General features: G+C 54.0%; 23 protein-coding genes. 8 read left to right on the forward strand and 15 right to left on the reverse strand.

The annotated features are described in order from the left end of the window. Both ntrC and MOY_RS17760 read left to right on the forward strand, forming a co-directional pair. The coding region (gene ntrC, locus MOY_RS05140; RefSeq protein WP_009097246.1) for a nitrogen regulation protein NR(I) at positions 1-1,424 on the forward strand (1,424 nt) is incomplete at its 5' end. 118 nt (positions 1,425-1,542) lie between these two features. Continuing rightward, complete coding sequence (locus MOY_RS17760; RefSeq protein WP_082429670.1) at positions 1,543-1,704, forward strand: diguanylate cyclase domain-containing protein; 162 nt, start codon at positions 1,543-1,545, stop codon at positions 1,702-1,704. A 57-nt stretch (positions 1,705-1,761) separates the two neighbouring features. Here MOY_RS17760 and MOY_RS05145 read toward each other — a convergent pair whose 3' ends face one another. The 10 genes from MOY_RS05145 to MOY_RS05185 all read right to left on the reverse strand — a co-directional run bounded on the left by MOY_RS05145 (position 1,762) and on the right by MOY_RS05185 (position 10,963). Further along, on the reverse strand, positions 1,762-2,730 hold the full coding sequence (locus MOY_RS05145) for a Bug family tripartite tricarboxylate transporter substrate binding protein (protein ID WP_009097248.1): 969 nt from the start codon (positions 2,728-2,730) through the stop codon (positions 1,762-1,764). A gap of 102 nt (positions 2,731-2,832) precedes the next feature. Beyond that, entirely contained in the window at positions 2,833-4,347 is a 1,515-nt protein-coding gene (locus tag MOY_RS05150; RefSeq protein ID WP_009097249.1) for a tripartite tricarboxylate transporter permease, read from the reverse strand. 1 nt (position 4,348) lies between these two features. Further along, positions 4,349-4,816: a hypothetical protein gene (locus MOY_RS05155; protein WP_009097251.1), complete on the reverse strand. Its 468-nt coding sequence runs from the start codon at positions 4,814-4,816 to the stop codon at positions 4,349-4,351. A 158-nt stretch (positions 4,817-4,974) separates the two neighbouring features. Then, positions 4,975-5,859 carry a ChaN family lipoprotein gene (locus MOY_RS05160; RefSeq protein ID WP_009097253.1) on the reverse strand — a complete coding sequence of 295 codons (885 nt, stop codon included), beginning with the start codon at positions 5,857-5,859 and terminating at the stop codon, positions 4,975-4,977. A gap of 8 nt (positions 5,860-5,867) precedes the next feature. Beyond that, complete coding sequence (locus MOY_RS17140; RefSeq protein WP_009097255.1) at positions 5,868-6,044, reverse strand: DUF6435 family protein; 177 nt, start codon at positions 6,042-6,044, stop codon at positions 5,868-5,870. Positions 6,045-6,131: 87 nt separating this feature from the next. Beyond that, the gene (locus tag MOY_RS05165; protein WP_009097258.1) at positions 6,132-6,659 is read right to left on the reverse strand and encodes a YqiA/YcfP family alpha/beta fold hydrolase; all 528 of its coding nucleotides are present in this window, start codon (positions 6,657-6,659) and stop codon (positions 6,132-6,134) included. A 5-nt stretch (positions 6,660-6,664) separates the two neighbouring features. Beyond that, positions 6,665-6,799, reverse strand: a complete 135-nt coding sequence (locus MOY_RS05170; protein ID WP_009097260.1) for an entericidin A/B family lipoprotein — start codon at positions 6,797-6,799, stop codon at positions 6,665-6,667. Positions 6,800-7,721: 922 nt separating this feature from the next. Then, positions 7,722-9,170: a sodium/glutamate symporter gene (locus tag MOY_RS05175; RefSeq protein WP_009097262.1), complete on the reverse strand. Its 1,449-nt coding sequence runs from the start codon at positions 9,168-9,170 to the stop codon at positions 7,722-7,724. Between the two features lie 127 nt (positions 9,171-9,297). Continuing rightward, positions 9,298-9,837: a phosphatase PAP2 family protein gene (locus MOY_RS05180; protein WP_009097264.1), complete on the reverse strand. Its 540-nt coding sequence runs from the start codon at positions 9,835-9,837 to the stop codon at positions 9,298-9,300. Further along, entirely contained in the window at positions 9,800-10,963 is a 1,164-nt protein-coding gene (locus MOY_RS05185) for a glycosyltransferase family 4 protein (protein WP_009097266.1), read from the reverse strand. The genes MOY_RS05180 and MOY_RS05185 overlap by 38 nt, the downstream gene beginning before the upstream one ends. 223 nt (positions 10,964-11,186) lie before the next feature. On the opposite strand from MOY_RS05185, the gene MOY_RS05190 reads away from it, so the two are divergent. Continuing rightward, on the forward strand, positions 11,187-11,852 hold the full coding sequence (locus MOY_RS05190) for an SDR family oxidoreductase (protein WP_009097268.1): 666 nt from the start codon (positions 11,187-11,189) through the stop codon (positions 11,850-11,852). A 310-nt stretch (positions 11,853-12,162) separates the two neighbouring features. Here the strand turns inward: MOY_RS05190 and MOY_RS05195 are convergent, their stop codons facing one another. The 4 genes from MOY_RS05195 to ugpB form a co-directional block, all read right to left on the reverse strand. Continuing rightward, positions 12,163-13,254, reverse strand: a complete 1,092-nt coding sequence (locus MOY_RS05195; RefSeq protein WP_009097270.1) for a sn-glycerol-3-phosphate import ATP-binding protein UgpC — start codon at positions 13,252-13,254, stop codon at positions 12,163-12,165. A gap of 1 nt (position 13,255) precedes the next feature. Then, positions 13,256-14,104: a sn-glycerol-3-phosphate ABC transporter permease UgpE gene (gene ugpE / locus MOY_RS05200; protein WP_009097273.1), complete on the reverse strand. Its 849-nt coding sequence runs from the start codon at positions 14,102-14,104 to the stop codon at positions 13,256-13,258. 40 nt (positions 14,105-14,144) lie between these two features. Next, a complete protein-coding gene (gene ugpA / locus MOY_RS05205) occupies positions 14,145-15,029 on the reverse strand; it encodes a sn-glycerol-3-phosphate ABC transporter permease UgpA (RefSeq protein ID WP_009097275.1) in 885 nt (294 codons plus the stop codon). A gap of 67 nt (positions 15,030-15,096) precedes the next feature. After that, positions 15,097-16,422 carry a sn-glycerol-3-phosphate ABC transporter substrate-binding protein UgpB gene (gene ugpB, locus MOY_RS05210; RefSeq protein ID WP_009097278.1) on the reverse strand — a complete coding sequence of 442 codons (1,326 nt, stop codon included), beginning with the start codon at positions 16,420-16,422 and terminating at the stop codon, positions 15,097-15,099. A gap of 240 nt (positions 16,423-16,662) precedes the next feature. On the opposite strand from ugpB, the gene argE reads away from it, so the two are divergent. After that, positions 16,663-17,832 carry an acetylornithine deacetylase gene (gene argE / locus MOY_RS05215; RefSeq protein WP_009097280.1) on the forward strand — a complete coding sequence of 390 codons (1,170 nt, stop codon included), beginning with the start codon at positions 16,663-16,665 and terminating at the stop codon, positions 17,830-17,832. Between the two features lie 98 nt (positions 17,833-17,930). Here the strand turns inward: argE and MOY_RS05220 are convergent, their stop codons facing one another. Further along, positions 17,931-18,242, reverse strand: a complete 312-nt coding sequence (locus tag MOY_RS05220) for a hypothetical protein (protein WP_009097282.1) — start codon at positions 18,240-18,242, stop codon at positions 17,931-17,933. 180 nt (positions 18,243-18,422) lie between these two features. On the opposite strand from MOY_RS05220, the gene MOY_RS05225 reads away from it, so the two are divergent. The 4 genes from MOY_RS05225 to MOY_RS05240 are packed head-to-tail and all read left to right on the forward strand — an operon-like array spanning position 18,423 to position 23,527. After that, positions 18,423-18,884, forward strand: a complete 462-nt coding sequence (locus tag MOY_RS05225; protein WP_009097284.1) for a YchJ family protein — start codon at positions 18,423-18,425, stop codon at positions 18,882-18,884. A gap of 32 nt (positions 18,885-18,916) precedes the next feature. Continuing rightward, the gene (locus MOY_RS05230) at positions 18,917-20,002 is read left to right on the forward strand and encodes a Bug family tripartite tricarboxylate transporter substrate binding protein (protein WP_009097286.1); all 1,086 of its coding nucleotides are present in this window, start codon (positions 18,917-18,919) and stop codon (positions 20,000-20,002) included. 36 nt (positions 20,003-20,038) lie between these two features. Continuing rightward, positions 20,039-20,890 carry a hypothetical protein gene (locus MOY_RS05235; protein ID WP_009097288.1) on the forward strand — a complete coding sequence of 284 codons (852 nt, stop codon included), beginning with the start codon at positions 20,039-20,041 and terminating at the stop codon, positions 20,888-20,890. Between the two features lie 12 nt (positions 20,891-20,902). Continuing rightward, positions 20,903-23,527, forward strand: a complete 2,625-nt coding sequence (locus MOY_RS05240; protein WP_009097290.1) for a putative bifunctional diguanylate cyclase/phosphodiesterase — start codon at positions 20,903-20,905, stop codon at positions 23,525-23,527. The last annotated feature ends 4 nt before the right edge of the window (positions 23,528-23,531 follow it).

Consider the following 23,531-nt stretch of genomic DNA (forward strand, 5'->3'; position numbering starts at 1 on the left):
AGGCGACACGTACCGATGTTGCACGGGTGGTCATTGTCGACGATGACCGCGCTATCCGCTGGGTGCTTGAGCGCGCGCTGGCGCAGCCAGACCTGCAAGTCGAGTGTATTGAGCGGGCCGACACCGCCTTAGCCCGGCTATTAGAGAACCCGCCCGATGTGCTGGTGACCGATATTCGTATGCCGGGTATTGATGGGCTTGACCTGATGTCGCGGGTGCGCGATGCCCACCCCGATTTGCCCGTTATCGTGATGACCGCTCATTCCGATCTAGATAGCGCGGTGGCCTCCTACCAAGGGGGGGCATTTGAATATCTGCCTAAGCCGTTTGATGTGGATGAGGCGCTTGCCCTAGTGCGTAGAGCCGTTGCCCATGCCCGGGAACGCCAGCGCCCGGTAACGGTTCCAGAAGGCTTAAGCGCTGAAATTATTGGCGAGGCGCCTGCTATGCAGGAAGTGTTTCGCGCCATCGGCCGCCTTTCTCACTCGCATATTACGGTATTAATTAATGGGGAGTCGGGCACGGGTAAGGAGCGCGTTGCCCAGGCACTTCACCAACACAGTCCCCGGGCGGGTAAGCCGTTTATCGCGCTTAACATGGCGGCGATTCCCCGTGACTTAATTGAGTCTGAGTTGTTTGGTCATGAAAAAGGCGCTTTCACAGGCGCGGCCCAGCAGCGTCAGGGGCGCTTTGAGCAGGCCAACGGCGGTACGCTGTTTTTAGATGAAATCGGCGATATGCCCGCTGAAACGCAAACACGGCTGCTGCGAGTGCTTGCTGACGGTGAGTTTTACCGCGTGGGTGGGCATACGCCGGTAAAAGTTGATGTGCGCATTATTGCGGCCACTCACCAAAACCTGGAGTCGCTGGTAGAGGATGGGCGCTTTCGGGAGGACTTGTTCCACCGTTTAAATGTGATCCGTGTGCATCTGCCGTGCCTAGCAGAGCGTCGGGAAGATATTCCCCGCCTCACGCGCCATTTCTTGGCCGAGGCGGCGAAAGAGCTGGCAACAGATATCAAAGTGCTTACCGCAGAAGCAGAGGCTCACCTTACCCGTTTGCCTTGGCCGGGCAACGTGCGTCAGCTGGAAAATATTTGCCGCTGGCTAACGGTCATGGCTTCGGGCCGTGAGATTCTCATTGAAGACCTGCCGCCGGAGCTACGTACGTTAAGCACGACAGAAAACAGCGCCCACGGCGATTGGCGCTCGGCTTTCAGAGAGTGGGCCGACCGCGCCTTGGCAGAAGGGCATACCCATTTGCTGGAAGAAGCCGTGCCGGATTTTGAGCGCATCTTAATAGAGACAGCGCTGAAGCATACCGGAGGCCGCAAAGGAGAGGCTGCGGAACTGCTGGGCTGGGGGCGCAATACGCTGACCCGTAAACTAAAAACGCTACTGCCCGCGCTAGCCGATGAGGGGTGATAACACCGCATTAAGCGTTTAAGCACCAGAGAGTGACGTATGTCACGCGCGATACGCTGGCGGCTCGCCATCAAAGCCGTGATTTTATCTATTTCGTGAGGCGGTTGAAACTGCAACGCTGTTTGATCATGACGGCCACCCGGTGCCTGTAACGGACAGCATAGGCGTGGCCTGCCCCCAGGCCTTGGAAACCAGCGAGGAAGTTCTCAAACGAGCAGATGCGCACCTTTATTGCGCTAAAGCGAAGGGGCGTAACTGCGTGGTCGCGAGTGATCTATAAAAAAGCGCCCGCTGCTTATGCTTAGCAGCGGGCGCTTTAGTGTGGCTTAGGTGTTGCTTATTCGTTTGCGCCGGGTACGCCGCCTAGTTCTTCAATCAACGCTTTGTAGCTTTCGGTCTGCTCAGTGAGTGTTTGGGTAACTTCATCTTCTGAGAGATAAACCACCGGCATTAAGATGCGCTCTTCGGTGATTTCAATGAAGCGCTCATCCTGGGTAGCGGCTTCCAGTGCTTCGGCCAAGCGTTCAACGTGGGCGTCAGGCGTGTTTTTGGGCACCATTACCACACGGATTTCCGCCGGGTTAATGTCATAGCCGGCTTCCTGCATGCTTGGGGCATCGGGGAACGCCACTAAACGCTCTTCCGCTAGGCTAAGCAGTACGGGCATTTCGCCAGACTCGGCATAGCCTGAGTGGGTGCCGCCACTGTAGGCAAAATCCACATCGCCGGAAAGAATCAGTGGCGCCATGCCGGCTCCCCCAGCTGTCGGCACGATGCGAAGGTCGAGGCCTTCTTTCTGAGAGATGTACTCAATGATCATGCGATCAAGGGCGGTTTGCGTGGCGTAGCTAGTGCCGGGATTTTCCCGCGCGAACTCAACCAGGGATTCCCAGCTGTCGCCGAAGGGGCGGTCTTCACCGGTTACAATGGCCGACTGCCCTAACGTAACGCCTGCAACGTAGCGGAAATCGTCCAGCTGATAGGCGGTTTCAGTTGCCAGCGGGCCGTAAGTAATGGTCATTGAAGTGCCGAAAGCGAAGGTATAGCCCTCATCGCTATTATTGGCCAAGCGTGTTAATGCAATACCGCCGCCCGCGCCGGGTTGGTTGACCACGTTAACGGGCTGCCCCAGCTCATCTTCCAGTACGTTGGCAAGTACACGCGCCTGAATATCGGTGCTGCCACCCGCGCCAAAACCAACCACTAACGTAAGAGGCTTGTTAGGGAAGTCGCTTGCTTGAACGGTGCTCATGCCGACAGCCAGTGCCGCAGAAAGAATCGCTGTACTAAGAAGTGTTTTTTTCATGGTGCCATTTCCTCAATCGTTTATAAGAATAGTTTTTTGATTTTTTATATGTCGCTTTATAAAAATAGTTTCCAGATGTTGGTTAGTTTGAGCACCGCAGGGCTATAGAGAGACCGAGCGGCGCTGTCGGTAAGTACGGTAGCTGCTCCAAGCAAGATGTAGCATCATCAGCACCGTGGCGACCACGAAGAACAGCGCGATAGGCCGCTGCAGCAAAATGCTGATTTCACCGCCGGATAGAATCACCGATTGGCGCAGATTCATCTCCAGCATAGGGGTCACAATGAAAGCGACCAAGAACGTCACGAAGGAGTAATCGTGCTTCTTCAAGAAATAACCAAAAATGGCAAAACCGAACACGGTTAATAAGCCAAAGGTGCCGTACCCCTGCACCTGTATGCCCGCTAGGCACAGGAATATAACCACCGGAATGACGATGTTTTGTGGCACATTAGTGACTTTGGCAAAGATGCGTAGGCCATACCAGCCCACGGCGAGCATAAGTAGGCTTGCCACTACCATGCCCGCAAAAATAGTAAACAGCATTTGTGGATGGTCGCGCAGCATAAGCGGCCCCACCTGAATGCCGTGAATCATAAAGGCGCCTACCAGCAGGGCAGCAGAAACGCTGCCAGGAATGCCTAAACCGAAGAGTGGAATATAGCTGGCGGGGATAACCGCGTTATCGGCTGCTTCCGCGGCGGCAATGCCATTTGGGTTGCCTTTGCCAAAGCTGTGGGGGTCTTTTGAGCCCCGTTTAGCAAGCCCATAGGCCATAAAGGAACCCACTGATGGCCCAAGGCCGGGCAACGCACCTACAAAGGCCCCTACGCCGGTGCTTTTAAAAATAGTAGGTAGCGTCTTTTTAAATTCACCGTAAGAGAGGTCGTCATCAGGGTTATGGCCAAGACGCACCGAGCTGCCCCCTTTAGTACGCCGGTACTCGTCTAACTGCACAAACATTTCCGAGAGCGCTAAGGTGCCAATCACCAGAGGAAGTATAGGGACGCCTTCCATCAACTCAGCGAAGCCAAAGGTTAAGCGCATCGCCCCCGTTTCAGGGTCGAGGCCCACCGTTCCCAAAATAACGCCCATTCCACCAGCCGCCATGCCTTTTAGGAACGAGCCGCCTGCCATGCCAGCAATGAACACCAACGCAAAAATTAGGATAGCCGCTAACTCATAGGGGCCAAATTTGAGCGCCACAGAGGCAAAAGGGATCACCACGGCGATCAGCAGTAAGGTCGAGAGTAAGTCGCCAATGACCGAGGCTAGCAGCCCAACCTTGAGTGCTTTGCGGGGCTGGCCATTTTTGGCCATTGGGTAGCCGTCCAGGCAGGTAGCCGCTGAGGATGGCTCGCCCGGGGTGTTAAGCAAAATAGCTGAAACGGCGCTGCCTGCTGCCGTGCCTTTGGAAAGGCCGATAAGAAAGGCGATAGCCGCATAAGCGGACATATAGAACGTGAGGGGAATAGCGATCGCGATGGCAACGGAGCGGTTTAAGCCAGGAATGACCCCGACTAAATAACCTAATAGTACACCGCCAAGGATGACGCTAATGGAGTGCAGGGTTAATGCATCGCCAAATGCACCCGTAATTGCGCTAAGTTCCGGCATATCAGACCACCCCTATGCGCATTAGATGAACCGTTAATAAATAGAGCGCTGCGGTCGGAATGGCCGCTGCCAGAAGAATAACGTACCAGCGTCGTTCACCAAGCAGCGCGACCAGTGTGCCTACAATAAAAGGAGCTAACCAGGTAAGTGGGATAAACGTGGCTAGCCCGATAAACAAAAGCACATAACAGAAAGGCCAAGATTGGTGCCAAACGTTTGATAGGGGAGGGAGCTTAAACAGTGGCGCACGGCTTTTTTTGAGCTGGATCAGGCTAACAAACGCAAGCGCAGCGGCACATAACAGCATTACCCAAGCACCTAGCGTGGCAAGGCGTTGGGGGTGCATGCCAAAGGCCATGCCTGAACCACCATACCGAGGGATAATCCAAATCAGCAGCCAGCAGGAGAGGAGGGTAACCCCCAGTCCTGACCACAGATTTTTACGGCGTTCTGCGATATCGGTCGTCATAGTTATTTTTTATTGAAATGAGTTGAGTATCACCACCCTATGAGTCGAGCAGGCAATAATCAACTTGCCGCAATGAAACATTTAAACGCGACAATCAACGCTTTTTTAAGTAAATGCGACGCCGTTAATGCGGTCTGTGAGAAAAAACAGCTGGGAGACTAGTTGTGATTAGTAGGTGCAGAGTGAGTGTGAGCATCCGCCTCAAGCACAAACACAGCATCTGCTAATGAAGGGTCGGGTATTTGGCACTCGTTACGCTCCCAGGGTAACAGGCTCAAGGCGTGCTCTACGCCCATCCCGTTAAGCTGGTGGGCAACACCTTCGTTATAGATAACATGGCCCAGGCCCATTAAACCTACGGCCAAATATCCCTGACGAGCTTCGTCGGCTAACCCGTGGGCCATGGCGACGTCCCAACTGAGCTGGGCGTTAATGAAGCGCGTTAGCCGGTCAGGGTCGTCCATGTCCATGGCATGCTGCTCAAATGCCGCTTGCAGCCTTTGTTGGTAGGCGGCAGGCGCGTCTTGCGGGGCGGGAATGTGGTGGCGCTGGTCAGCGGGAACGTTTTCAAATCCCTCTGCAGACAAGCGCTGGCGCAACGCCGGGGTAATGTTTAGGGCAATGAGCGGAATCTGCTGTAATCGCGCAAAGTGAAAAATGGGTAGGTAAAGTGCAGGATCAAAGCCCCATGTCTCTTGCCACTGGGTCTGTTCTAGCAGTTCATTTTCATTCAGCTCACCTGCCACCCAGTCGTCTAGTACCGGCTGCGCGTGACGTGGCAGCATCTCCAAACCGATCACCATATCATTACGCAATGCGTGCAGCCCCGCCAGCGTGCTTAGCTGCCAGCGGTGATGGTCAATGTCGTCATGCCGCTCGCCTAGTAGCACTACCTGTTGCTGGGCAGCCTGAGCGAGAAGTTCGTTATTGGGCACCGATTGATTAGCTTGCCACCACTCACCTGGGCTGGGGCAACTGGCGTTCACACTAAGCGGCGTTAAGCTAAGCGCTACTAGCGAGGCGACTATCCAACGTGAATTCATCGAGGCGCCTACTTCTCAGCCGCTTTGAGGCGGTTGATCTCGGCCAGCAGGGCTTCGGCTTCTTCGGTTAAGGTGGCGTTAGCTCGCATGTCACCGTTACGAGAGGCTTCCATGGCCGCCTGCAGCTTGCGTTCATACTCTTGCTGTAGCTTCTTTTTGGGGTCGCGCTTAAATAGTCCGAACATGAGCACTCTCCTGATTGACGTATACTATTTGTATAGGTTTGTGGGGTGTATGTCGAATATTTGTTGAGATACCGCCAAGAAGATTGTCTAGCGTGATCGGTTAAAGGCGGCGCATTGGCTTAAAAAGCGCTTAAAATCAGCAAGAATAGTATCCAGACTGTCGTGTAAACGGTGGTCGTCATCGACCAAGCGTAACGATAGCCGCTGCAGGCGGGCGCGTTCAATCACCGGGGCGGGCGGAACCACATCATCTCGCCACCCATGAATAATATGCGTAACGGCTGCTTGAATAGTGGGCGAAGTTTCTGGGTAGTCGGGTAAGCCCAGCGCGGGGGCCAGCAAAAAACAGCCAAGCACCGGCTGCTGAGCACTCACAGACGCGCTTAACCAGCCACCAATACTTGAACCTGCTAAAACACAGCGTGCAGGGGTGTCGCGCCGGGATGACATGGTGGCCAACAAGTGCTGTAAACGCTGTTGTGGTTCCGGCATTCCTCGGTAGTCCATCACCACTGGTTCACAATCCTCTAGCTGTTCAGCAATGCCGTTGAGCGCCTGGATCTTTAACGCACCTGGGCCGCTTTCCAAACCGTGGGAGAGGTAGACGGTCATCATAATGGTTAGCTACCTGCTGAGCGTTGGAGGGCTTCGCCGCCCTGTTCGATATCTTGACCCACGCCGCGAATGGTATTGCAGCCGCTGATAACAAGTAGGGTCGCCAGTACTAACACGCCAAGTAAAAGTGTGCGCTTCATCGAAAATTCCTTACAAGGACACGAGCCCAGCACGGGCAAAGAGGTTCACTGATTAAAATAAGCCCAGTTGGCGACTGATGCCACAGGTTTAAGGGGGGGAATGCTGATGTTTGCCGCAACTTTTTGTCTCATGTGTCAGTTTTATACACTAGAAAACGATTTTTTAAGTCAATCCAGTCGATTTTTCAGCAAATCATTTTTTAGTAAATCTATGTTTTTAATAATATTAATCCTTTATCTTGGCTTGTTGGCCTATTGTCTGCAGTTACTTGGTGTACCCTGAAGAAACACTGTCATTTAAAGGATTATAGTTAAAGGATTATTGAAGCCAGCAAAGGAAGCGTTAGCAAGGATGGTAATTGGCAATGACAGAAAAATAGTACGAGTAAGCTGACAGGTAAGTCAGGAAGGCACGGAGGCCAGCAGTTGAAAAGGATTTAAAAGGACGCTCAGTTTGCTTGTTACTACCTGCGCAGGGAAGCGTTGGTCATCAAGGTCATGGAGCGGCAACGATGCAAAATCACCATCTCGTTTAACCGAGGTGGTTTTTTTGCATGTTTGTGATTTAATAACGCGCTGATATTTTTAGGATTTCTTAAAACCTTTGCGTAACACTCGGCTTTTTGTACAGATGAGCAAGGCTTTTTGGTCTATTCTTGCGGGACACGCAACTTTTAGCGGTTATAAAACGTCAACGCAGCAGCCGCACACCTTCAGGGACGAGCGTTATGGCCATGGTACTGATGTTATGCATGTTCGTGCTGTTTCTAGTGTTTTCAGGGCTTGGGCTTTACATGATGTTTAAAACATCATTTTTGGCGACTGTCGACGATATTGACGATATGCCTCCTGAGAGATGAGCCCGCCACATCATTACACCAACGCCCGCAGCTGCGGGCGTTGGTGTTTTAAGTAGCCATTTTTATTTACTTTTATGCCACCGACCCTTCCCGCCCTCAGGCACCATGCGTCCAAAATAGAGCAACCCAAAGGCTAACCAGCTGAGGGTTAAAATGCCGGTAAATATAAGTACTGAAAGCGCCCCAAACTGGGCGATGAGGGGTAGCGCGGCGGCTGTAAATAGTCCGCCCCCCACGACGGGTTCGAACATCAGCTGCTTGTAGCCAAAGCTTTCAAGTGCGCCAGATTTATTTTTGGGATCGGCCATTTTCATCAGCAGCAAACCGGTAACGGTGACCCCCATGGATTGGCCAAAATCACCTATGCCGCGCTCAAACCAATTTTCAGGTATCACCCGTGGGGCAATGACGATCAGTACGAATAGGGACCAGCCGATACCTGCCAGAGCAAGCAGTAAGAAAGGCATAAAGTAGTCACCTAGCGTTGTGAGCGACAGAGTGGCCAGAGCGGCAACAATGGTAAAGTCGAGCGCGGTACCTGCAATGCGTGACATGGTTCGCGTGGATACATGCCGCTCCAAGTTAAAGCGCATAATAAACAGTTGAACAATCACTCCACCAATCATGGCAATCGGGAATAGCGGCACGTGGGCTAATATTTCCAGCCCGTCATTGCGCGCCCACGTCATTTGCTCGATCCACTGAAGGGCGGTGAGCAGCAGCCAGCCAATGACAATCGCAATGCCCACTAAGCCGATATGAAGACTGAGTGGGTCGGTAGTGCCTGCTTCTTGCATCAGGTCTTTCTTAAACTCGCTAAACTCTTCGGTTGAGGGGCGATCATCATGACGCATCAGCTCGTCAGGGTCTTCTTGCTCGCCTTCAAGCTTTACCACTCCTCTGCGGGCAGCAATATTGATCAGCACGGTGCCGATCAGGATTCCTGAAACAATGCCTATAGTGGCAAGCCCTAATGCCAAGTCAGCCCCCTCTTCAAAGCCTAGTTCTGAAAAGGTGTCGGCCATGCCCGCGGCGGTACCGTGGCCACCTTCAAAGCCAATTTCGATAAGTGCGCCTACCATTGGATTCATATTAAAAATGGGTACTAACACTAAAAGCGCGAGGCTAAGCCCTACCACGTACTGGCCCCAGGCCATGGTTTGTCCCACGACTACCTGCGGCCCAGCACGTAGCCAAATGGCGCGTAAACCAGGAATGGCGGTGCCTATAAAAAGTGCGGCAAATACGACGTTAATCAGCAGGCCCGGCAGGGCCGACCAGCTTTCTTGGACATAGGCGGGGAATAGCCCAGGGCTGTCTGTAAATAGAGTCGGCATAAACCGACCAATAACGTCAGGGCCAAGAAGCAGTAGAAGTAACCCACCAATCACTGAGCTTGGTAAGAAAAGTCGCCGCAGCCAAGGTAGCCAAAGGCGTAGTGCGTTACTTACCAGCAAAACCAGGGCAATAATCACCAGCGCAATAAACAGCTCACCCACTGATAAAGTCATTTCATCACTCCTTGATGAATAGCTGGCGCCGAAGGCGATTCGGCTAAGCCTAAAAATAGACAGGAATGATGTAAACGTAGTGCGAAATGGTTTAAAGCGCTATTAAACCGACGCTATATCAAGCGCGTTAGCCCATGACATAAAGACTAAGAAGCGCGAACCCATACCCGATGGCAGCCCCTGCTATCACGTCGCTGGTGTAGTGCAACCCCAGGCCCACCCGTGAAACGGCGATCAGCAGTGAAAGCGGCAGCACAATCGGCAGTAACCACGGGGTATGCGCGGCGACTAATACGCAAAACATAACCGCATGCATGGTATGACCACTAGGGAAGCTGTAGCGGTCACGGGCAGGTTCGCCGCAGTGCACGCCGTTGCGGTAGGTAATAAACGGACGTTCGCGACAAAGGCGAGTTTTAAGCAACCGGTAAGCAACAATCGCCAAGCAGGCAGTGGCGGCGTACTGCGCCAAACGCCAACCATGCTGAGGCTGCAGCCAGGGCTGAGCGGCAATCAGCGCTACCCATACCGGCCAGTCGCCTAATCGGCTAGCCGCTTGCAGCGTAAGGCGCCAAGGGCGGTAGAGGCTTAGCAGCGTGATGCGCTGACAAAACCGCCACTCCCACAGGTCAAGACGGTCGAATACGGCAAGCGGACGTGGACGCATGGTGGTTCTCCTGGGCTTGGTGAAGGTAACGCGTGAACTGCTCAGCAATGCCTGACCAGCTCTGTTCTAACACTCGTAGCCGGGCAACACGGCCAAGGCGCGCGTAGTCGGCAGGGTGTTGGCATAGCTCAATGGCTGCCTGTGAAAAGGCAGCGGTGTCGTCTGGGGTAACGGTAATGCCGTTATGGCCGCTTTGAATCAGCTCAGCGCTGGCGGCATGCTGGTAGGCCACCACCGCCAACCCACTTGCCATGGCTTCGCTCACTACGTTGCCCCAGGTTTCCGAAAGCGAAGGAAACACAAACATGTCGGCGCTGGCATAGTGGCGTGCCAAGGTCGATTTATCGACAAACCCAGTAAAGTGAGCCTCGGGCAGTGCCTTTTGCAACTGGGCACGACCCGGGCCGTCGCCAACAATCACCTGTGCCATATCAGGGCAAACATTACGCATGGCCTGCAGGGTTTCTTGAAGTAGCGCTAGATTTTTTTCCGGCGCTAGGCGCCCTACATAAAGAGCAACAGGTTGATGGTCGGTAACGCCCCATTGGCGACGCAGCCGGGAGTCACGGTGTGCGGGTGAAAAGTGTTCGCCGTCGATGCCGCGAGACAGCACATTCACATCATGAATGCCCTGCTGCTGTAGCGCCTTTGCTTGTTGGTGAGTAGGCACCAGCGTGAGCGCACACCCGTTATGGAAGTATCCTAAGTAGCGGCGGGTAATCGCTGATAGCCAGGGCACGCCATAGTCGTGGCAGTAGTGGTCAAAGTTGGTATGCCAACCCGCTACCAGCGGAATTTTCAACCGCCGTGCCGCTTGGCGAGCCGCCCAACCGAGTGGGCCTTGGGTAGCTAAATACACCGCATCAGGCCGGTGCTTGTGCCAAAAACGCCGTATTTTAGCGGGTGTGCAAAGCCCCACTTGCACCTCGGCATAGCCAGGTAGCGCTAGCCGCTGCACCTGAAGCTCGCTTGTCACCTTTGATGCTTTACCGGCAATGCTGGGTTTCGGGCGTATCACATCCACTGTCACGCCCTGGCGCTTTAGTTCGCGACATAGCCTGCCCAAGGTGTGCGCCACACCGTTGACATCGGGTGACCATGTTTCGCTGACGATACAAAGCCGCATGTGCGATTCATCCCTCATCACATTTAACGCCATGGTGGGCCGTGCGGGTGACACTGGTAAGACAGCAGGATGAAGAACTGATGACAGGCTTGCGCTAGTTTGCGTAGGCTACTCCATAGATAGGGCAGGCTTTACAACACACCTGTCGAGAGCCAGTTACACTGGACGTGTATAGATGTTCTATCCTCTTCGTCCTCATCAATAAAAGCAGCAGGGAGCCAGAATGAAATCAACCGTTGTTATTACCGGAGCTAACCGGGGTGTAGGCTTAGCGCTTGCTGAGTACTACGTTGACGCTGGGTGGCGCGTGCTAGGCGTTTGCCGTCAGTCGTCAGAAGAGCTGGATCGCGTTGCGGATCACGTGTTCGATGGAATTGATGTCACTCATCCCCACGATGTTGCCCGGTTAGCCGAGGCGCTTAATGGCCAAACGGTCGATCTGCTAATTAACAACGCGGGGCTGCTTCGCGATGAGGCCCTGGGCAGCGTTGATTTCGACAGTATCCGTGAGCAGATGGAGATCAACGCCTATGCACCGCTGCGTGTCGTCGAAGCGCTTCTGCCTACCCTTAAAAAGGGCAGCAAAATTGCCAATATCACTAGCCGGATGGGTTCAATAGCGGATAACGACTCCGGTGGACGCTATGGCTACCGTGCCTCTAAAGCGGCGCTCAATGCGTTTGGGAAATCGCTGGCGATGGACTTGAAGCCTCAAGGTATTGCGGTGGCGCAACTACATCCCGGTTATGTGCAAACACGCATGGTGAATTTTGGTGGGTTGATCAGCCCCCAAGAGGCAGCATTAGGCATCGCCGCGCGTATTGAAGCGCTAACACTAGAGAACAGTGGCGGGTTTTGGCATAGCAATGGGGAGTCACTCCCCTGGTGATGGCGGGCGCAATGAACGTGACCGCTTTTTTTCACGCCTGCGCTGCCTCGCAATAGCGTTGCCATTAGCCAGTTGAATTAAGTAAGCGATTTCTTCGTCACTTAGCGGTGCGCGCGGTTGGTTCGCCATAGTGGTCACCGTTTCGTTTAGCCTTAATGGCATGCTAACGGTGAACGATGACACCCGTATGAATGTAGTGCCGCAGAGGGGAGTGTTAATAAGTGCTCACGGTGCGGCGGGCGGCAAGCGCTACCCGCCGGGGGGATTTGCGGTGTTTCCAGGGCTTGTCTCTAGGGTTGTGCCTCTGCGTCTATGTTTTCAGAGTTGTGTTTAGGACAGTCTCTTCTAACGCGTCAGTGCGCTGCCCCGTGGCGCTGTTAAAGGGGTGCAGTGCGCCTAGGGGAACGTAAAAGCGCAGTGTTTCGCCTTCGGCGACCGGCGGCTGGCCTGACACGCGAATGACCGTAGGCTGGTCACTATCGGCGAGGGTTACATACAGGTGGCTTTCAGCACCGGCGGCCTCAAATAGCGCCAGCGTCGAATCGACAGTTAAGTGGGGGCTTGCTGGTGGTACTAAATGCATGTCATCTGGGCGAATACCGACGATATCTGTACCTTCTGCCAAGTTGTCTAATAGCCCCTGGGAGCCCCGTGCGTTTAAGTACTCAATGGGCAACATGTTCATGGCGGGGGAGCCAATAAATCCAGCCACAAACATCGTCGCCGGACGGGCGTAGATTTCCATGGGTGTGCCCACTTGCTCAATTTGCCCAGCGTTCAGCACGACCAAGCGGTCGCCTAGGGTCATGGCTTCCAGCTGGTCGTGGGTCACGTACAGGCTGGTGGTTTTCAGGCGCCGCTGAAGCTGCTTGATCTCTACGCGCATCTGTACCCGTAGCTTGGCGTCTAGGTTGGAAAGCGGCTCATCAAACAAAAAGGCTGCTGGCTCGCGCACTAGCGCGCGCCCCATGGCCACCCGCTGGCGCTGCCCGCCAGAAAGCTTGCGCGGTTTGCGTTCTAAAAAGTCTTCAATTTCAAGCATTTTGGCAGCAGTGCGTACGCGCTTTTCAATCTCATCTTTTTTAAAGCCTCGGTTCTTCAGGCCATAGGCGAGGTTGTTGTACACCGTCATGTGCGGGTAGAGCGCGTAGTTTTGGAACACCATGGCAATATCGCGTTCGGCGGGTTCGAGCTTATTGACCACACGATCACCGATTTTGAGCGTGCCATCGGTGATGGTTTCAAGGCCCGCCACCATACGTAGTAGCGTGGATTTTCCGCAGCCTGAAGGCCCTACCAGCACCACAAACTCGCCGTCTTCAATGTGCAAGTCGATGCCTTTTACCGCATCGACATTGCCTGTGTAGGTTTTCTTTAGCCTTTCCAAGGTAATACTGGCCATCTTATTTCTCCGTCTCGGTCAGGCCTTTCACAAATAAGCGCTGCATAAAGAGCACCACCAGCACAGGGGGGAGTGCTGCCATGACCACCGCCGCCATCACCAAGTGCCACTGCGGGTCGCCATCGGCGGCGGTGGTCATCCGTTGAATGCCCATCACAATGGTGTAGTAGTCGGGGTCGGTGGTGATCAGCAGCGGCCAGAGGTACTGGTTCCAGCCATAGATGAACATGATCACAAACAGCGCTGCGATATTGGTAATCGACAGCGGCATCAAAATGTCTTTAAAAAATTTAAGCGGCCCCGCGCCATCGACCCGTGCTGCTTCCAGCATCTCTTCAGGTACGGTCATAAAAAACTGCCGGAACAGAAACGTGGCGGTCGCCGAGGCAATTAACGGGATAGAGAGCCCGGCAAAGCTGTTGAGCATTTTCAGGTCCGCGACCACCTGGAACGTTGGGATAATGCGTACTTCCACCGGCAGCATCAGGGTGATGAAAATGATCCAGAAGAAGAACATCCGGAAGCGGAAGCGGAAGTACACAATGGCAAACGCGGACAGCAGCGAAATGGAGAGCTTACCGATTGTGATGGCCATCGCCATTACAAAACTATTCCAGAGCATTTGTCCGGCGGGCGGCGCGCCGGCGCGGGAAAGGCCGGTGCTCCACATAGCGGTGTAGTTGTCGATGGCGTGGGGGCCAGGCAGTAGGGGCAGCGTGCCGCGTAAGAATTCACCCGGGCCATGGGTCGAGGCAACAATGGCGATATACACTGGAAACACCACCAGCGCGACGCCAATAATGAGAATGGTATGGGCAAACAGGTTGGCCCAGGGGCGATTTTCAACCATCACAAGGCTCTCTTATCGGTAAAGGTTAGAACGTGCGCCATTAGTAGTTCACCCGCCGCTCAATAAAACGGAACTGCACAACGGTGAGCAGTATCACGATGATCATAAGAATCACGGACTGTGCTGCCGAAGAGCCGAGGTTCAGGCCAATAAAGCCATCGGCGTAAACTTTATAAACCAGAATGTTGGTGGCCTGAGAGGGACCGCCCTGGGTCGTGGCGTGGATAATGCCGAAGGTATCGAACATGGCGTACACCACGTTAACGACCATCAAGAAGAACGTGGTGGGTGAGAGCAGGGGGAACACGATGGTCCAAAAGCGTTTCATGGGGCTTGCGCCATCAATAGCGGCGGCCTCAATCAACGACTGGGGGATAGACTGCATGCCTGCCAAGAAGAACAAAAAGTTATAGGAAATTTGCTTCCAGGCCGCAGCCAAAATCACCAGCAGCATGGCATCATTACCCGAGGTACGGTGATTCCAGTTGTAACCCACCATCTCCAGCAGGTAAGGCACGATGCCGATAGAGGGGTTGAAAATAAACCACCACAGCACCCCGGCAATGGCTGGCGCAATGGCATAAGGCCATACGAGCAGTGTGGTGTAGGTGCTTCGAGAGCGGATCATGCGGTTCACGGTACTGGCGAGCAGCAGCGCCACTGACATGGAAATCAGCGTGGTGCCGACGGCAAATACCACGGTGACTGACAGTGAGTTGAGGTACGCGCCGTCACGAAACAGTCGGGCAAAGTTTTCCAGACCCACAAAGGTGCTACGCAGGCCGAAAGCATCTTCGCGTAGCAGCGATTGATACATCGCTTTGCCCGCAGGCCAGATGAAAAAAATCAGCGTAATAATGACCTGGGGAGCCAGCAGTGCATAAGGCAACCAGCGGCCAGGAAACGTCATGCGTTTAGTCTGCATGGAAGCTCACCTTACAACAAACGAAAGCGCCGCCTACGGGTAGGTAGGCGGCGAAGAAGTTACTAGCTTATTGGTTGGCGGCTTCGAAATCGCGGAGCAGCGCGTTACCCCGGCGAACCGCATCGTCAGCAGCCTGCTGCCCATCTTTGCGACCGCTCATGACGGCTTCCATCTCCTCGGAGATGATGTCGCGAATCTGCACAAAGTTACCAAAGCGCAGGCCCATGGAGTTTTCTGTGGGCTCGTTGAGGGTCATTTGCTTGATGGACGTGTCGGCACCTGGGTTCTCGTCGTAATACCCCTGCTCCTCGCTTAAATCCCAGGCCGCTTGAGTAATCGGCAGATAGCCAGTGCGCTGATGCCAATCGGCCTGCACGTCAGGTTGGGAGAGGTAGTCAAAGAAAGCGGCAACGGCCTCATACTCTTCGTCATCGTGGCCCTGCATGGCCCACAGCGTAGCGCCGCCGATGATTGAGTTTTGCGGTGCGCCGTCAATATCATCGTAGTAAGGTAACATGCCAAACCCAACCTCAAAGTCGGCATTAGCGGCAATGTCAGCACGAGAAGCGGAGGAGCCAAAGAACATCGCGCAGTCACCGGCGTAGAACATAGGCACCGCGTCGTCACCAGCGCCTGGGCCGCCCCAGCGGTAAAGCCCCTCTTCTTGCCAGGCTTTCAAGTTGTCCCAGTGGCGGGCGACGTGCTCGTTATTGAAATTCAGCTCTGTTTCTATGCCACCAAAGCCATTTTCCAGCGTGCCCAGCGGTAAGTTATGCATGGCTGAGAAGTTTTCCAGCATCACCCAACTAGGCCAAGAGGAGGTAAAACCACAGCGAGCAGCACCGGATTCCTGGATTTGCGCTGAGAAGGCTTCCATCTCTTGCCACGTTTGCGGCGGCTGCTCGGGGTCTAAACCGGCTTCCTCAAACACGTCACGGTTGTAGTACATGATGGGAGTTGACGAGTTGAACGGGAAGGAGAGCATGTTGCCCTCTGTGTCGGTGTAGTAACCGACCACCGCAGGCAGGAAGGCGTCATTGTCAAACGCACGGCCGTGGTCTTCCATCAGCTGGTATACCGGATATACCGCACCGGCGGCATTCATCATGGTGCCCGTGCCAACTTCAAAGACTTGTAAAATATGGGGCTGTTCACCAGCACGAAAAGCCGCGATGGCACCGGTCATCGTTTCGGTATAGTTACCCCGATAGCTGGGGCGCACGCGGTAATCGTCTTGTGAAGCGTTGAAGTCATCGGTGATGCCTTCAAGAATTTCTCCTAACTGACCACCCATCGCATGCCACCAGTTGACCTCTGTGGTGGCGTGGGCAGATAGGCTAAGGCTGGCAGTGGCCACGCCAATAGCAAGTGCGCGCAGTGTGAAGCGAGACATAACAGCTCCTTGTAGGTCTGAGCTTGAGTCGCCAGGTCGGTCTGGCCCGTAAGCTCTCGACAATGCGTTTTTTGGATTCATTGGGTGCATTGAACAATAAGTAGTGTAGATGACGTTTTTATGAATGCACGATGAAGCTGACGTGACAGTCACGTTTAGCAGTTATCGGTTAACTCGCTGAGTAGGAAAAGCCCTGGTGCAGTGCTAGTGTGGCGAAAATCAGAGAATTAAGAGAGTCCTATGACAGACGCAACCACGTTACTGGCGAAGCTTGTGTCATTTGACACGACCTCCAGCGAATCCAATTTGGCCTTGATTGAGTTTGTTGAGCGCTATTTGGCAGACTACGGCGTTAGCTCAGAGCGCGTCATGAGCCCCTGCGGCACCAAAGCCAACTTGATCGCCCGCGTAGGCCCTGATGCCCCTGGCGGTGTGATGCTTTCTGGCCATACCGATGTGGTGCCAGTGGCAGGCCAGCCATGGTCGAGCGATCCGTTTACCCTATGTGATGGCGGTGATGGCCGCTTGTACGGACGTGGCACCTGTGACATGAAAGGCTTTATTGCCTGCGCGCTGGCCATGGTGCCCACCTGGGTGAACGCGCCCCTTAAGCAGCCTATCTATTTTGGGTTTTCTTACGACGAAGAGATTGGCTGCGTCGGTGCCCCTAGCTTGATTAAACGCTTTTATGAACACTACACCACCACGGCCCATGTCATTGTGGGGGAACCCACCAGCATGCAGCCGGTGGTAGCGCAAAAGGGCGCTACCAACCTGCGTACCACGGTGATTGGCCGCGAAGCCCATAGTAGCCAAGTGAATCAGGGTACCTCGGCGATTCATATCGCCGCGCGACTGGTCACCTTTATTGAAGACACTATGGCGGCGCTAGTAGAAGAAGGGCGAGTCGACGAAGCGTTTAATGTGCCCCATACCAGTTTGCATGTAGGTAAAATTAAAGGCGGTACGGCGATCAATATCATGGCGCGTGAGTGCCAGTTCGAATGGGAAATTCGCCACCTGCCAACGGAGTCGTTCAGCGAAATATATGCACGTTTTGAGGCGTACTGCGCTCAGCTTAGCGAGGCGCTATCGGCGAAAGGCAAAACGGTTGAGATAGTCACAGAGCCGTTAAACGTTACGGTGCCAGGCTTAGCCGACCGCGATAACGATCAGGTGCTCCGCTTGGCTAAAGACCATTTGCCTGATAACTGCTGCAGCCACGCGGTTGCTTACGCGACAGAAGCAGGGCAGTTCCAGGGGAAGGGGTTGCAAACGATTATTTTGGGGCCGGGCAGTATTGCCCAGGCGCACCAGCCGGATGAGTATATTGAGGTAACTCAGCTAAACGCGTGCTCTGCGTTTATGCAGCGCTTAGGCGAAGCGTTAGAAACGCCGTTTTCGGGATGAGGTCTAGGTGAAAAACGTCCAATAAAAAACACCCGCCAACTATTAACAAAAGCTGTTAACAACGGGCGGGTGCTTTTCTAAGATATTACTCTACTGCTTCAAGCTTGAGATTGCTCTTCGTAAAGCTCTGCTTTTGCGTGGCGCATCACATCTTCACAGGCCTGCTGGCGGGCCAGCTGGGTTAGCAGCCGCTGGGTCACTTCAAACCCTTTCCCTAAACAGGTATCGACTTCGTCTTGGCTAACGTGTGGAGAGACGTTGCAGTCGATCTTCACTGTGCGTCCGCCGCCTTCAAGACGGTCGGCAAACGCTCTTAGCCGCCACGCGATTCGCTCTTTCCAGTTTGCTGATTCTACCGCGCCTTCGTTTACGCTAAACGTGCACTGCCATTCCGGTTTATAAACCTTCATAGGAGAACCTCCACTGCGTTTGGAAAGAATGATCGGTCGTGTTGCGTACTCCGTCTGTCTAGTGATGTTGCTTTGATACTATACCTACTCTAGGGCAGCACCGATACATTTACACTGAGGTGATATCAAAACAAATTATCTACTGCGCCCCTACTCTTTGTTCATACTAGAGCCACCATTATGACTCAGTTAGCCACCGATAGTTGCCCATGTGGCAGCAATACTTCGCTACAAGGGTGTTGCCAGCCCTATCTCCAAGGTGCTAACGCGCCCACGCCAGAAGCGCTTATGCGCGCGCGCTACACAGCCTTTGCGTTGAATCAACCGGATTATCTATTAAACTCCTGGTACGCCACCACGCGGCCAGCACACTTGCCGCCAGACCCGGATACTCAATGGAAGTCGCTGGTTATTGTGGCTGCGCCCCCGCCGAGTAGCAGCACCGGCAGCGTGCATTTTCGAGCCTATTTTCGTGAGCCAGGCGGCTGGCATGTGTTAGAGGAGATCTCGCGTTTTCGCTTTAAAGAGGGGCGCTGGTGGTATGTGGATGGCGATCCTAGGGTTGAGCGGCTAAAGCCTCGTCGAAATGAGCGGTGCTTATGTGGTAGCGAGCGTAAATTAAAGGTATGTTGCGGTGAGTAGCTAACGCTAAGAAGGATGAGGCATTCCAAGCAATGAGCCAGCAGCGAGCACTATCCGTCCATCAACCATTATCTGTGTGCCAACACTGGGTAGGGTATTTCTACTGGCGTTGGTTAACGCTGTTACAAGGGTTTGGCGTGATCGGGTTTGGCGTGACCGGGTTCGCCGTGATGGGTGCAGGGGTGATGGGGCTGAGTGTGAGCGCATCATTACTAGCCGATGAGCCTTATCCCTCTGCAGGGGTTACCTTAGTTGTGCCCTATGGCGAGGGTGGGGCTACCGATGTGCTTTTGCGCGCTGTGGCTGCTCAGGCCCAAGAGTACCTTGAGGCCCCCATCACCACCGTTAACATGCCAGGGGGTGGCGCTATTTTGGGCTCTCAGTTCGTCAAGGAGAGCGCCCCCGATGGCTACACGCTGCTAGGCAGCCACCAAACCATCGACCTTTCCTATCTCTCGGGAGTCGCCGCGTACTCTCACCAAGCGTTTGCGCCGGTGGCACTGCTTACGCGAACGGTCAACATTCCTGCTACTAGAGCAGGCCACGCTGCTACAGGGGCTGGGGACATCAAGAGGTTGATTCACCAGCAGAGCGAGCCGCTGTTGTTTGGCGTTATCCCGCACTCGACTGATCACTTTTTTTGGCTGCATTTTTTTGCCGAAGAAGGCATTTCAGCGGCGGATGTACAATTTGTTCACTACCCGGGCACCAGCGCCCAAGTGGAAGCGTTACTGGGAGGCGAGCTGGACTTTGCCATGCTGAACTTGCCCTCGGCGCGCGCGCTTTTTAATGCTGGCGCTTTATTACCCCTTGGCGTGGCCAGCGAAGACCGGCTGGCTGATTTACCCCATGTGCCTACACTGCATGAGCAGGGCATTGCGCTGGTCAACACCACTGACCGTGGCTTATTTGCACCGCTGAATACACCGAAAGAGCGGTTGGGAGTCGTCGCCAAAGCATTCGAGCAAGCGCTGGCAGCGCCCGAGTTGGTGCATGCACTAGAGCAAACGTATGGCTCTTTCGTTGATTTTAAAGCCTTAGATGCCTACGGCCACTACTTGGAAGAGCAGTATCAGCAACTGCAGGCCCTTGCCGGTGCGATACAGTTTCAGCGCTAGTCGCGTGCAAGCGTTGAAAAGGAGTAAGTGCGTTTCATGCCATTAAATACGCGAGACTTAGCAGCACAAACGCTGCTGCTAATGGCAGCGGCAACGCTTCTAGTGATGGGGTGTGCGGGGTTAATCGGCTGGATGATGTTCCCGGGCATTCTGGTAGGGCCCATGTTAGTGCCCGACGCGTCTATCGTCACGGTACTGATTGGCAGTGCCCTGTTGGCCACGCTTTTTCACGCTGCCGTTGTCAGGCTCGCCAGCGCTACGCTGTTATCCATACTGCTGATATACACCTTATTACACAACCAGGTGGATAACGGCGTTAGCGCCTCTTTGATAACCGGCGAGCCGCGCATTACGTCGCTATCTGCCGTCATGCTTTTGCTGATTAATCTCTGCTGTTGGTTAGGTATTGCGCCTTCCCGCAGCCGTATGGTTTGGCGCACGGTGGGGCTGGGCCTATGGCTGTTTGGTGGCGTTGTCATCGTGTTGATGTGGCAAGCAAGCGTTGCTTATCGTCCGCCTTTTAGCTCGTCACCCCTTGCTGCACTGGTGTTTGTGTTTCTAACCGGGACGGCTCTGCTGGTGGCCAGTTGGCGCGAGCGCTCTAAACGCTTAAGCCCAGGCAAACACACGGTGATCGTCGCGCTGGGGGGCGTCGTGATCAGTTGCCTAGCCTGGCTGTTTTTGAGTATCAACCAGCGCAACGAGATTGAACAGCAGGCTGGCTACTTGCTTGATAGTGTTCAACTCAATGCTGAGCAGGTGATGACTGCGCGGTTACAGCTAATGCAGCGAATGGCAAACCGTTTGGATGTAGTACCTGCTGAGCAGGGGCTGGTGCTACATGAGAGCGACGCACAGCGCTATTTCCTTGATACGCCCAGTTTGTAAGCCATCGCGTTAGTGAATGCCCAGAGCGAGGCAGTTTGGTCGCAAGGGCGTAGCAACGACGGTGATGTATGGCTACTAGAGCAGCTGAACCAGCCTTTGGTTCAGTCGTGGCTAGCCGTGCCCTTTAGCCGCCCCCGTTTATTTCAGCCCGATGAGACGCAGAACAGCGTGGTGATGATGGCGGTGCCCATCGAGAGCCGTGAACAGCAACTGCTGTCGGCATTTGACCTGCGCACGCTACTAGGCCAAGAGCTGAGGCTAGGCCTGGGGCCTTTTCAAGTGGGGATAAACCGCAGGGCCGAAACACTGATGGTGCTTCATCCCGCTGGTTTTAGTGCGAATGAGGCGCTGGCGCCTGTACAGGCAATAGTATCGCGTCATGTGGGGCTGCCCGGTGGCATAAACGTAACGCTACATGCGTATCCCGGCGAGCATTATAATTGGTATATGGTAGGCGTCATACCGGTGGCAGTGGCCCTAGGGGGGCTATTGCTGAGCTGGTTGCTGGCGTTTAGCGTGGGCGTCGTCATCGTTAGCATGAGCCGTACTAAAGAGCTTTTTCTGGCACGGGAATCATTAGAGCAAAGCGAACAGCACTACCGCTCTTTGTTTACACATCACCCCGATGCCGTGTTTTCTCTCAATGCCGAGGGGCGTTTCGTGACGGCGAATAATAGCTGTGGCGCCATCACCGGATATGCCAACGCTGACATTATTGGCCAGCATTTTACGCACTTCATCGAGGGGGCGGATGTTGAGCGTGTGGGTGAGTATTTTAAACATGTAGTGATGGGCAACAGTGTCCGGTTTGAGCTCACTCTTCGGGATCGTGATGGAGAAGCCCATCTTCTCGATTTAGTCGCGTTACCGATTAGTATTAATGGCAGTTTTGTGGGCGTGCACTGTATTGCCCAGGATGTGACTGCTAGCCGTGAACAACAAACCCGCTTGCGCACCCTGGAACGTGGCGTTGAGGCTAGCGTGAACGGGGTGCTGATTGCCGATGCCAGCCTGCCTGACACACCGGTTGTGTATGCCAATAAGGCATTTACGGCAATAACCGGCTACTCCCAGGAAGACGTTATTGGGCACAACTGCCGCTTTTTGCAGGGGCCAGATAGCGACCCTGAGGTGGTTGCACAGCTAAGACGCGGCATCAAAGAGCGGCGCGAAGTCCACGTTACGATATGCAACTATCGGCAGGACGGCACCCCGTTTTGGAATGATTTATATATAGCGCCTGTGCGGGATCAAGAAGGGCAGGTAACGCACTTCGTTGGCATTCAGCACGATATTTCCCAGCAAAAAGCGTCTGAAGCGCGCTTATCTTACTATGCGAGTCACGACGATCTAACGCGGCTGCCCAATCGTATGCTGTTTGAGGAAACGCTGTGTAAGCAATTTGCGCTAGCCAACATGCATCATCAGCGTATCAGTGTGCTGTTTGTTGATTTAGATGATTTCAAGCCGATTAACGATAGCCTAGGCCACGCGGTAGGAGATCAAGTGCTGGTAGAAGTGGCCCAGCGCTTACGCGATACGCTACGTCAAGAGGATACGGTAGCGCGCTTGGGTGGCGATGAATTTGTCCTGCTGCTGACCAACACGCCCCATGAGGCCCAGGCAGAAGAGGTCGTTGAGCGATTGTTGCCTGCCTTGTCAAAGCCTTACTGTATCGACGGGCGCGAGCTTCATTTAAGTGCCAGCGTCGGTATCGCCATGAGTCAGCCAGACACACCTCAACCGCAAACGCTGATTCAGCAAGCCGATATCGCTATGTACCGGGCCAAGCAGCAGGGACGCAATGCCTACGCCTGGTTTCACCACAACAGCCACGATATCGCCAGCGAGCGGGTCACGCTGCGCAATGACCTACAAGAAGCTATTGAACGCCAAGCGTTTGAACTCTACTACCAGCCGATCTTTAACCGCGATGGCCAAGTTGCCAGTTTAGAAGCCTTGCTGCGCTGGCCTCATCCTACCCAGGGGTATATCTCCCCCGATCGATTCATCCCGCTGGCAGAAGCGACAGGGCAAATTATGCCTATTAGCGAGTGGGTGCTTAACCGTGCCTGCACGGATATGCAGCAGTTAAACGATAAAGGGCTGGGAGCAAAATGCGTAGCTGTCAACTTGTCTCCCCTGCAGTTTCATCGCGCTAGTTTTCTGGAAACACTGAGCGCAACGCTAATGGATACAGGGATGCCGTCAGCGCAGCTAACGCTAGAACTGACAGAAGGCATTTTGATGGATAACACGGCCAATGCTATTGATATTCTGCACTCGGTGCGCAGTATGGGGATTAAAGTCTCAATTGATGATTTTGGTACCGGCTTTTCAAGCTTGAGCTACTTAAAGCATTTGCCGATTAGTACCGTTAAAATTGATCGCAGCTTTATTAAAGAGTTAACCCATAGCGATGACGATGCCGCTATCGTGCAAGGTATTATTTCCATGGCTCACCACCTGGGGTTAAAAGTGGTGGCCGAAGGCGTCGAAACTGATGAGCAGCATCAGCGGCTACTCACTTACCAGTGCGATTTTTTCCAGGGTTTTGGCTTAGCAAGGCCAATGCCGCTATCGGCATTGGAGCAGTTAATGACGGCTCAGGCACTCTCTTCATCTCCCATGCCTTAGCGAG

This window comes from Halomonas sp. GFAJ-1 (assembly GCF_000236625.2).
Lineage (GTDB): Bacteria > Pseudomonadota > Gammaproteobacteria > Pseudomonadales > Halomonadaceae > Vreelandella.

Bases quoted from the DNA above. Each gene is read 5' to 3' on its own strand.
- ugpA (WP_009097275.1), bottom strand. From the start codon at position 15,029: ATGCAGACTAAACGCATGACGTTTCCTGGCCGCTGGTTGCCTTATGCA.
- argE (WP_009097280.1), top strand. From the start codon at position 16,663: ATGACAGACGCAACCACGTTACTGGCGAAGCTTGTGTCATTTGACACG.
- MOY_RS17140 (WP_009097255.1), bottom strand. From the start codon at position 6,044: ATGTTCGGACTATTTAAGCGCGACCCCAAAAAGAAGCTACAGCAAGAG.
- MOY_RS05150 (WP_009097249.1), bottom strand. From the start codon at position 4,347: ATGCCGGAACTTAGCGCAATTACGGGTGCATTTGGCGATGCATTAACC.
- MOY_RS05165 (WP_009097258.1), bottom strand. From the start codon at position 6,659: ATGATGACCGTCTACCTCTCCCACGGTTTGGAAAGCGGCCCAGGTGCG.
- MOY_RS05220 (WP_009097282.1), bottom strand. From the start codon at position 18,242: ATGAAGGTTTATAAACCGGAATGGCAGTGCACGTTTAGCGTAAACGAA.
- MOY_RS05185 (WP_009097266.1), bottom strand. From the start codon at position 10,963: ATGCGGCTTTGTATCGTCAGCGAAACATGGTCACCCGATGTCAACGGT.
- MOY_RS05170 (WP_009097260.1), bottom strand. From the start codon at position 6,799: ATGAAGCGCACACTTTTACTTGGCGTGTTAGTACTGGCGACCCTACTT.
- MOY_RS05195 (WP_009097270.1), bottom strand. From the start codon at position 13,254: ATGGCCAGTATTACCTTGGAAAGGCTAAAGAAAACCTACACAGGCAAT.
- MOY_RS05175 (WP_009097262.1), bottom strand. From the start codon at position 9,170: ATGACTTTATCAGTGGGTGAGCTGTTTATTGCGCTGGTGATTATTGCC.
- MOY_RS05225 (WP_009097284.1), top strand. From the start codon at position 18,423: ATGACTCAGTTAGCCACCGATAGTTGCCCATGTGGCAGCAATACTTCG.
- MOY_RS05230 (WP_009097286.1), top strand. From the start codon at position 18,917: ATGAGCCAGCAGCGAGCACTATCCGTCCATCAACCATTATCTGTGTGC.
- MOY_RS05160 (WP_009097253.1), bottom strand. From the start codon at position 5,859: ATGAATTCACGTTGGATAGTCGCCTCGCTAGTAGCGCTTAGCTTAACG.
- MOY_RS05180 (WP_009097264.1), bottom strand. From the start codon at position 9,837: ATGCGTCCACGTCCGCTTGCCGTATTCGACCGTCTTGACCTGTGGGAG.
- ugpE (WP_009097273.1), bottom strand. From the start codon at position 14,104: ATGGTTGAAAATCGCCCCTGGGCCAACCTGTTTGCCCATACCATTCTC.
- MOY_RS05145 (WP_009097248.1), bottom strand. From the start codon at position 2,730: ATGAAAAAAACACTTCTTAGTACAGCGATTCTTTCTGCGGCACTGGCT.
- MOY_RS05190 (WP_009097268.1), top strand. From the start codon at position 11,187: ATGAAATCAACCGTTGTTATTACCGGAGCTAACCGGGGTGTAGGCTTA.
- MOY_RS05235 (WP_009097288.1), top strand. From the start codon at position 20,039: ATGCCATTAAATACGCGAGACTTAGCAGCACAAACGCTGCTGCTAATG.
- MOY_RS05155 (WP_009097251.1), bottom strand. From the start codon at position 4,816: ATGACGACCGATATCGCAGAACGCCGTAAAAATCTGTGGTCAGGACTG.
- ugpB (WP_009097278.1), bottom strand. From the start codon at position 16,422: ATGTCTCGCTTCACACTGCGCGCACTTGCTATTGGCGTGGCCACTGCC.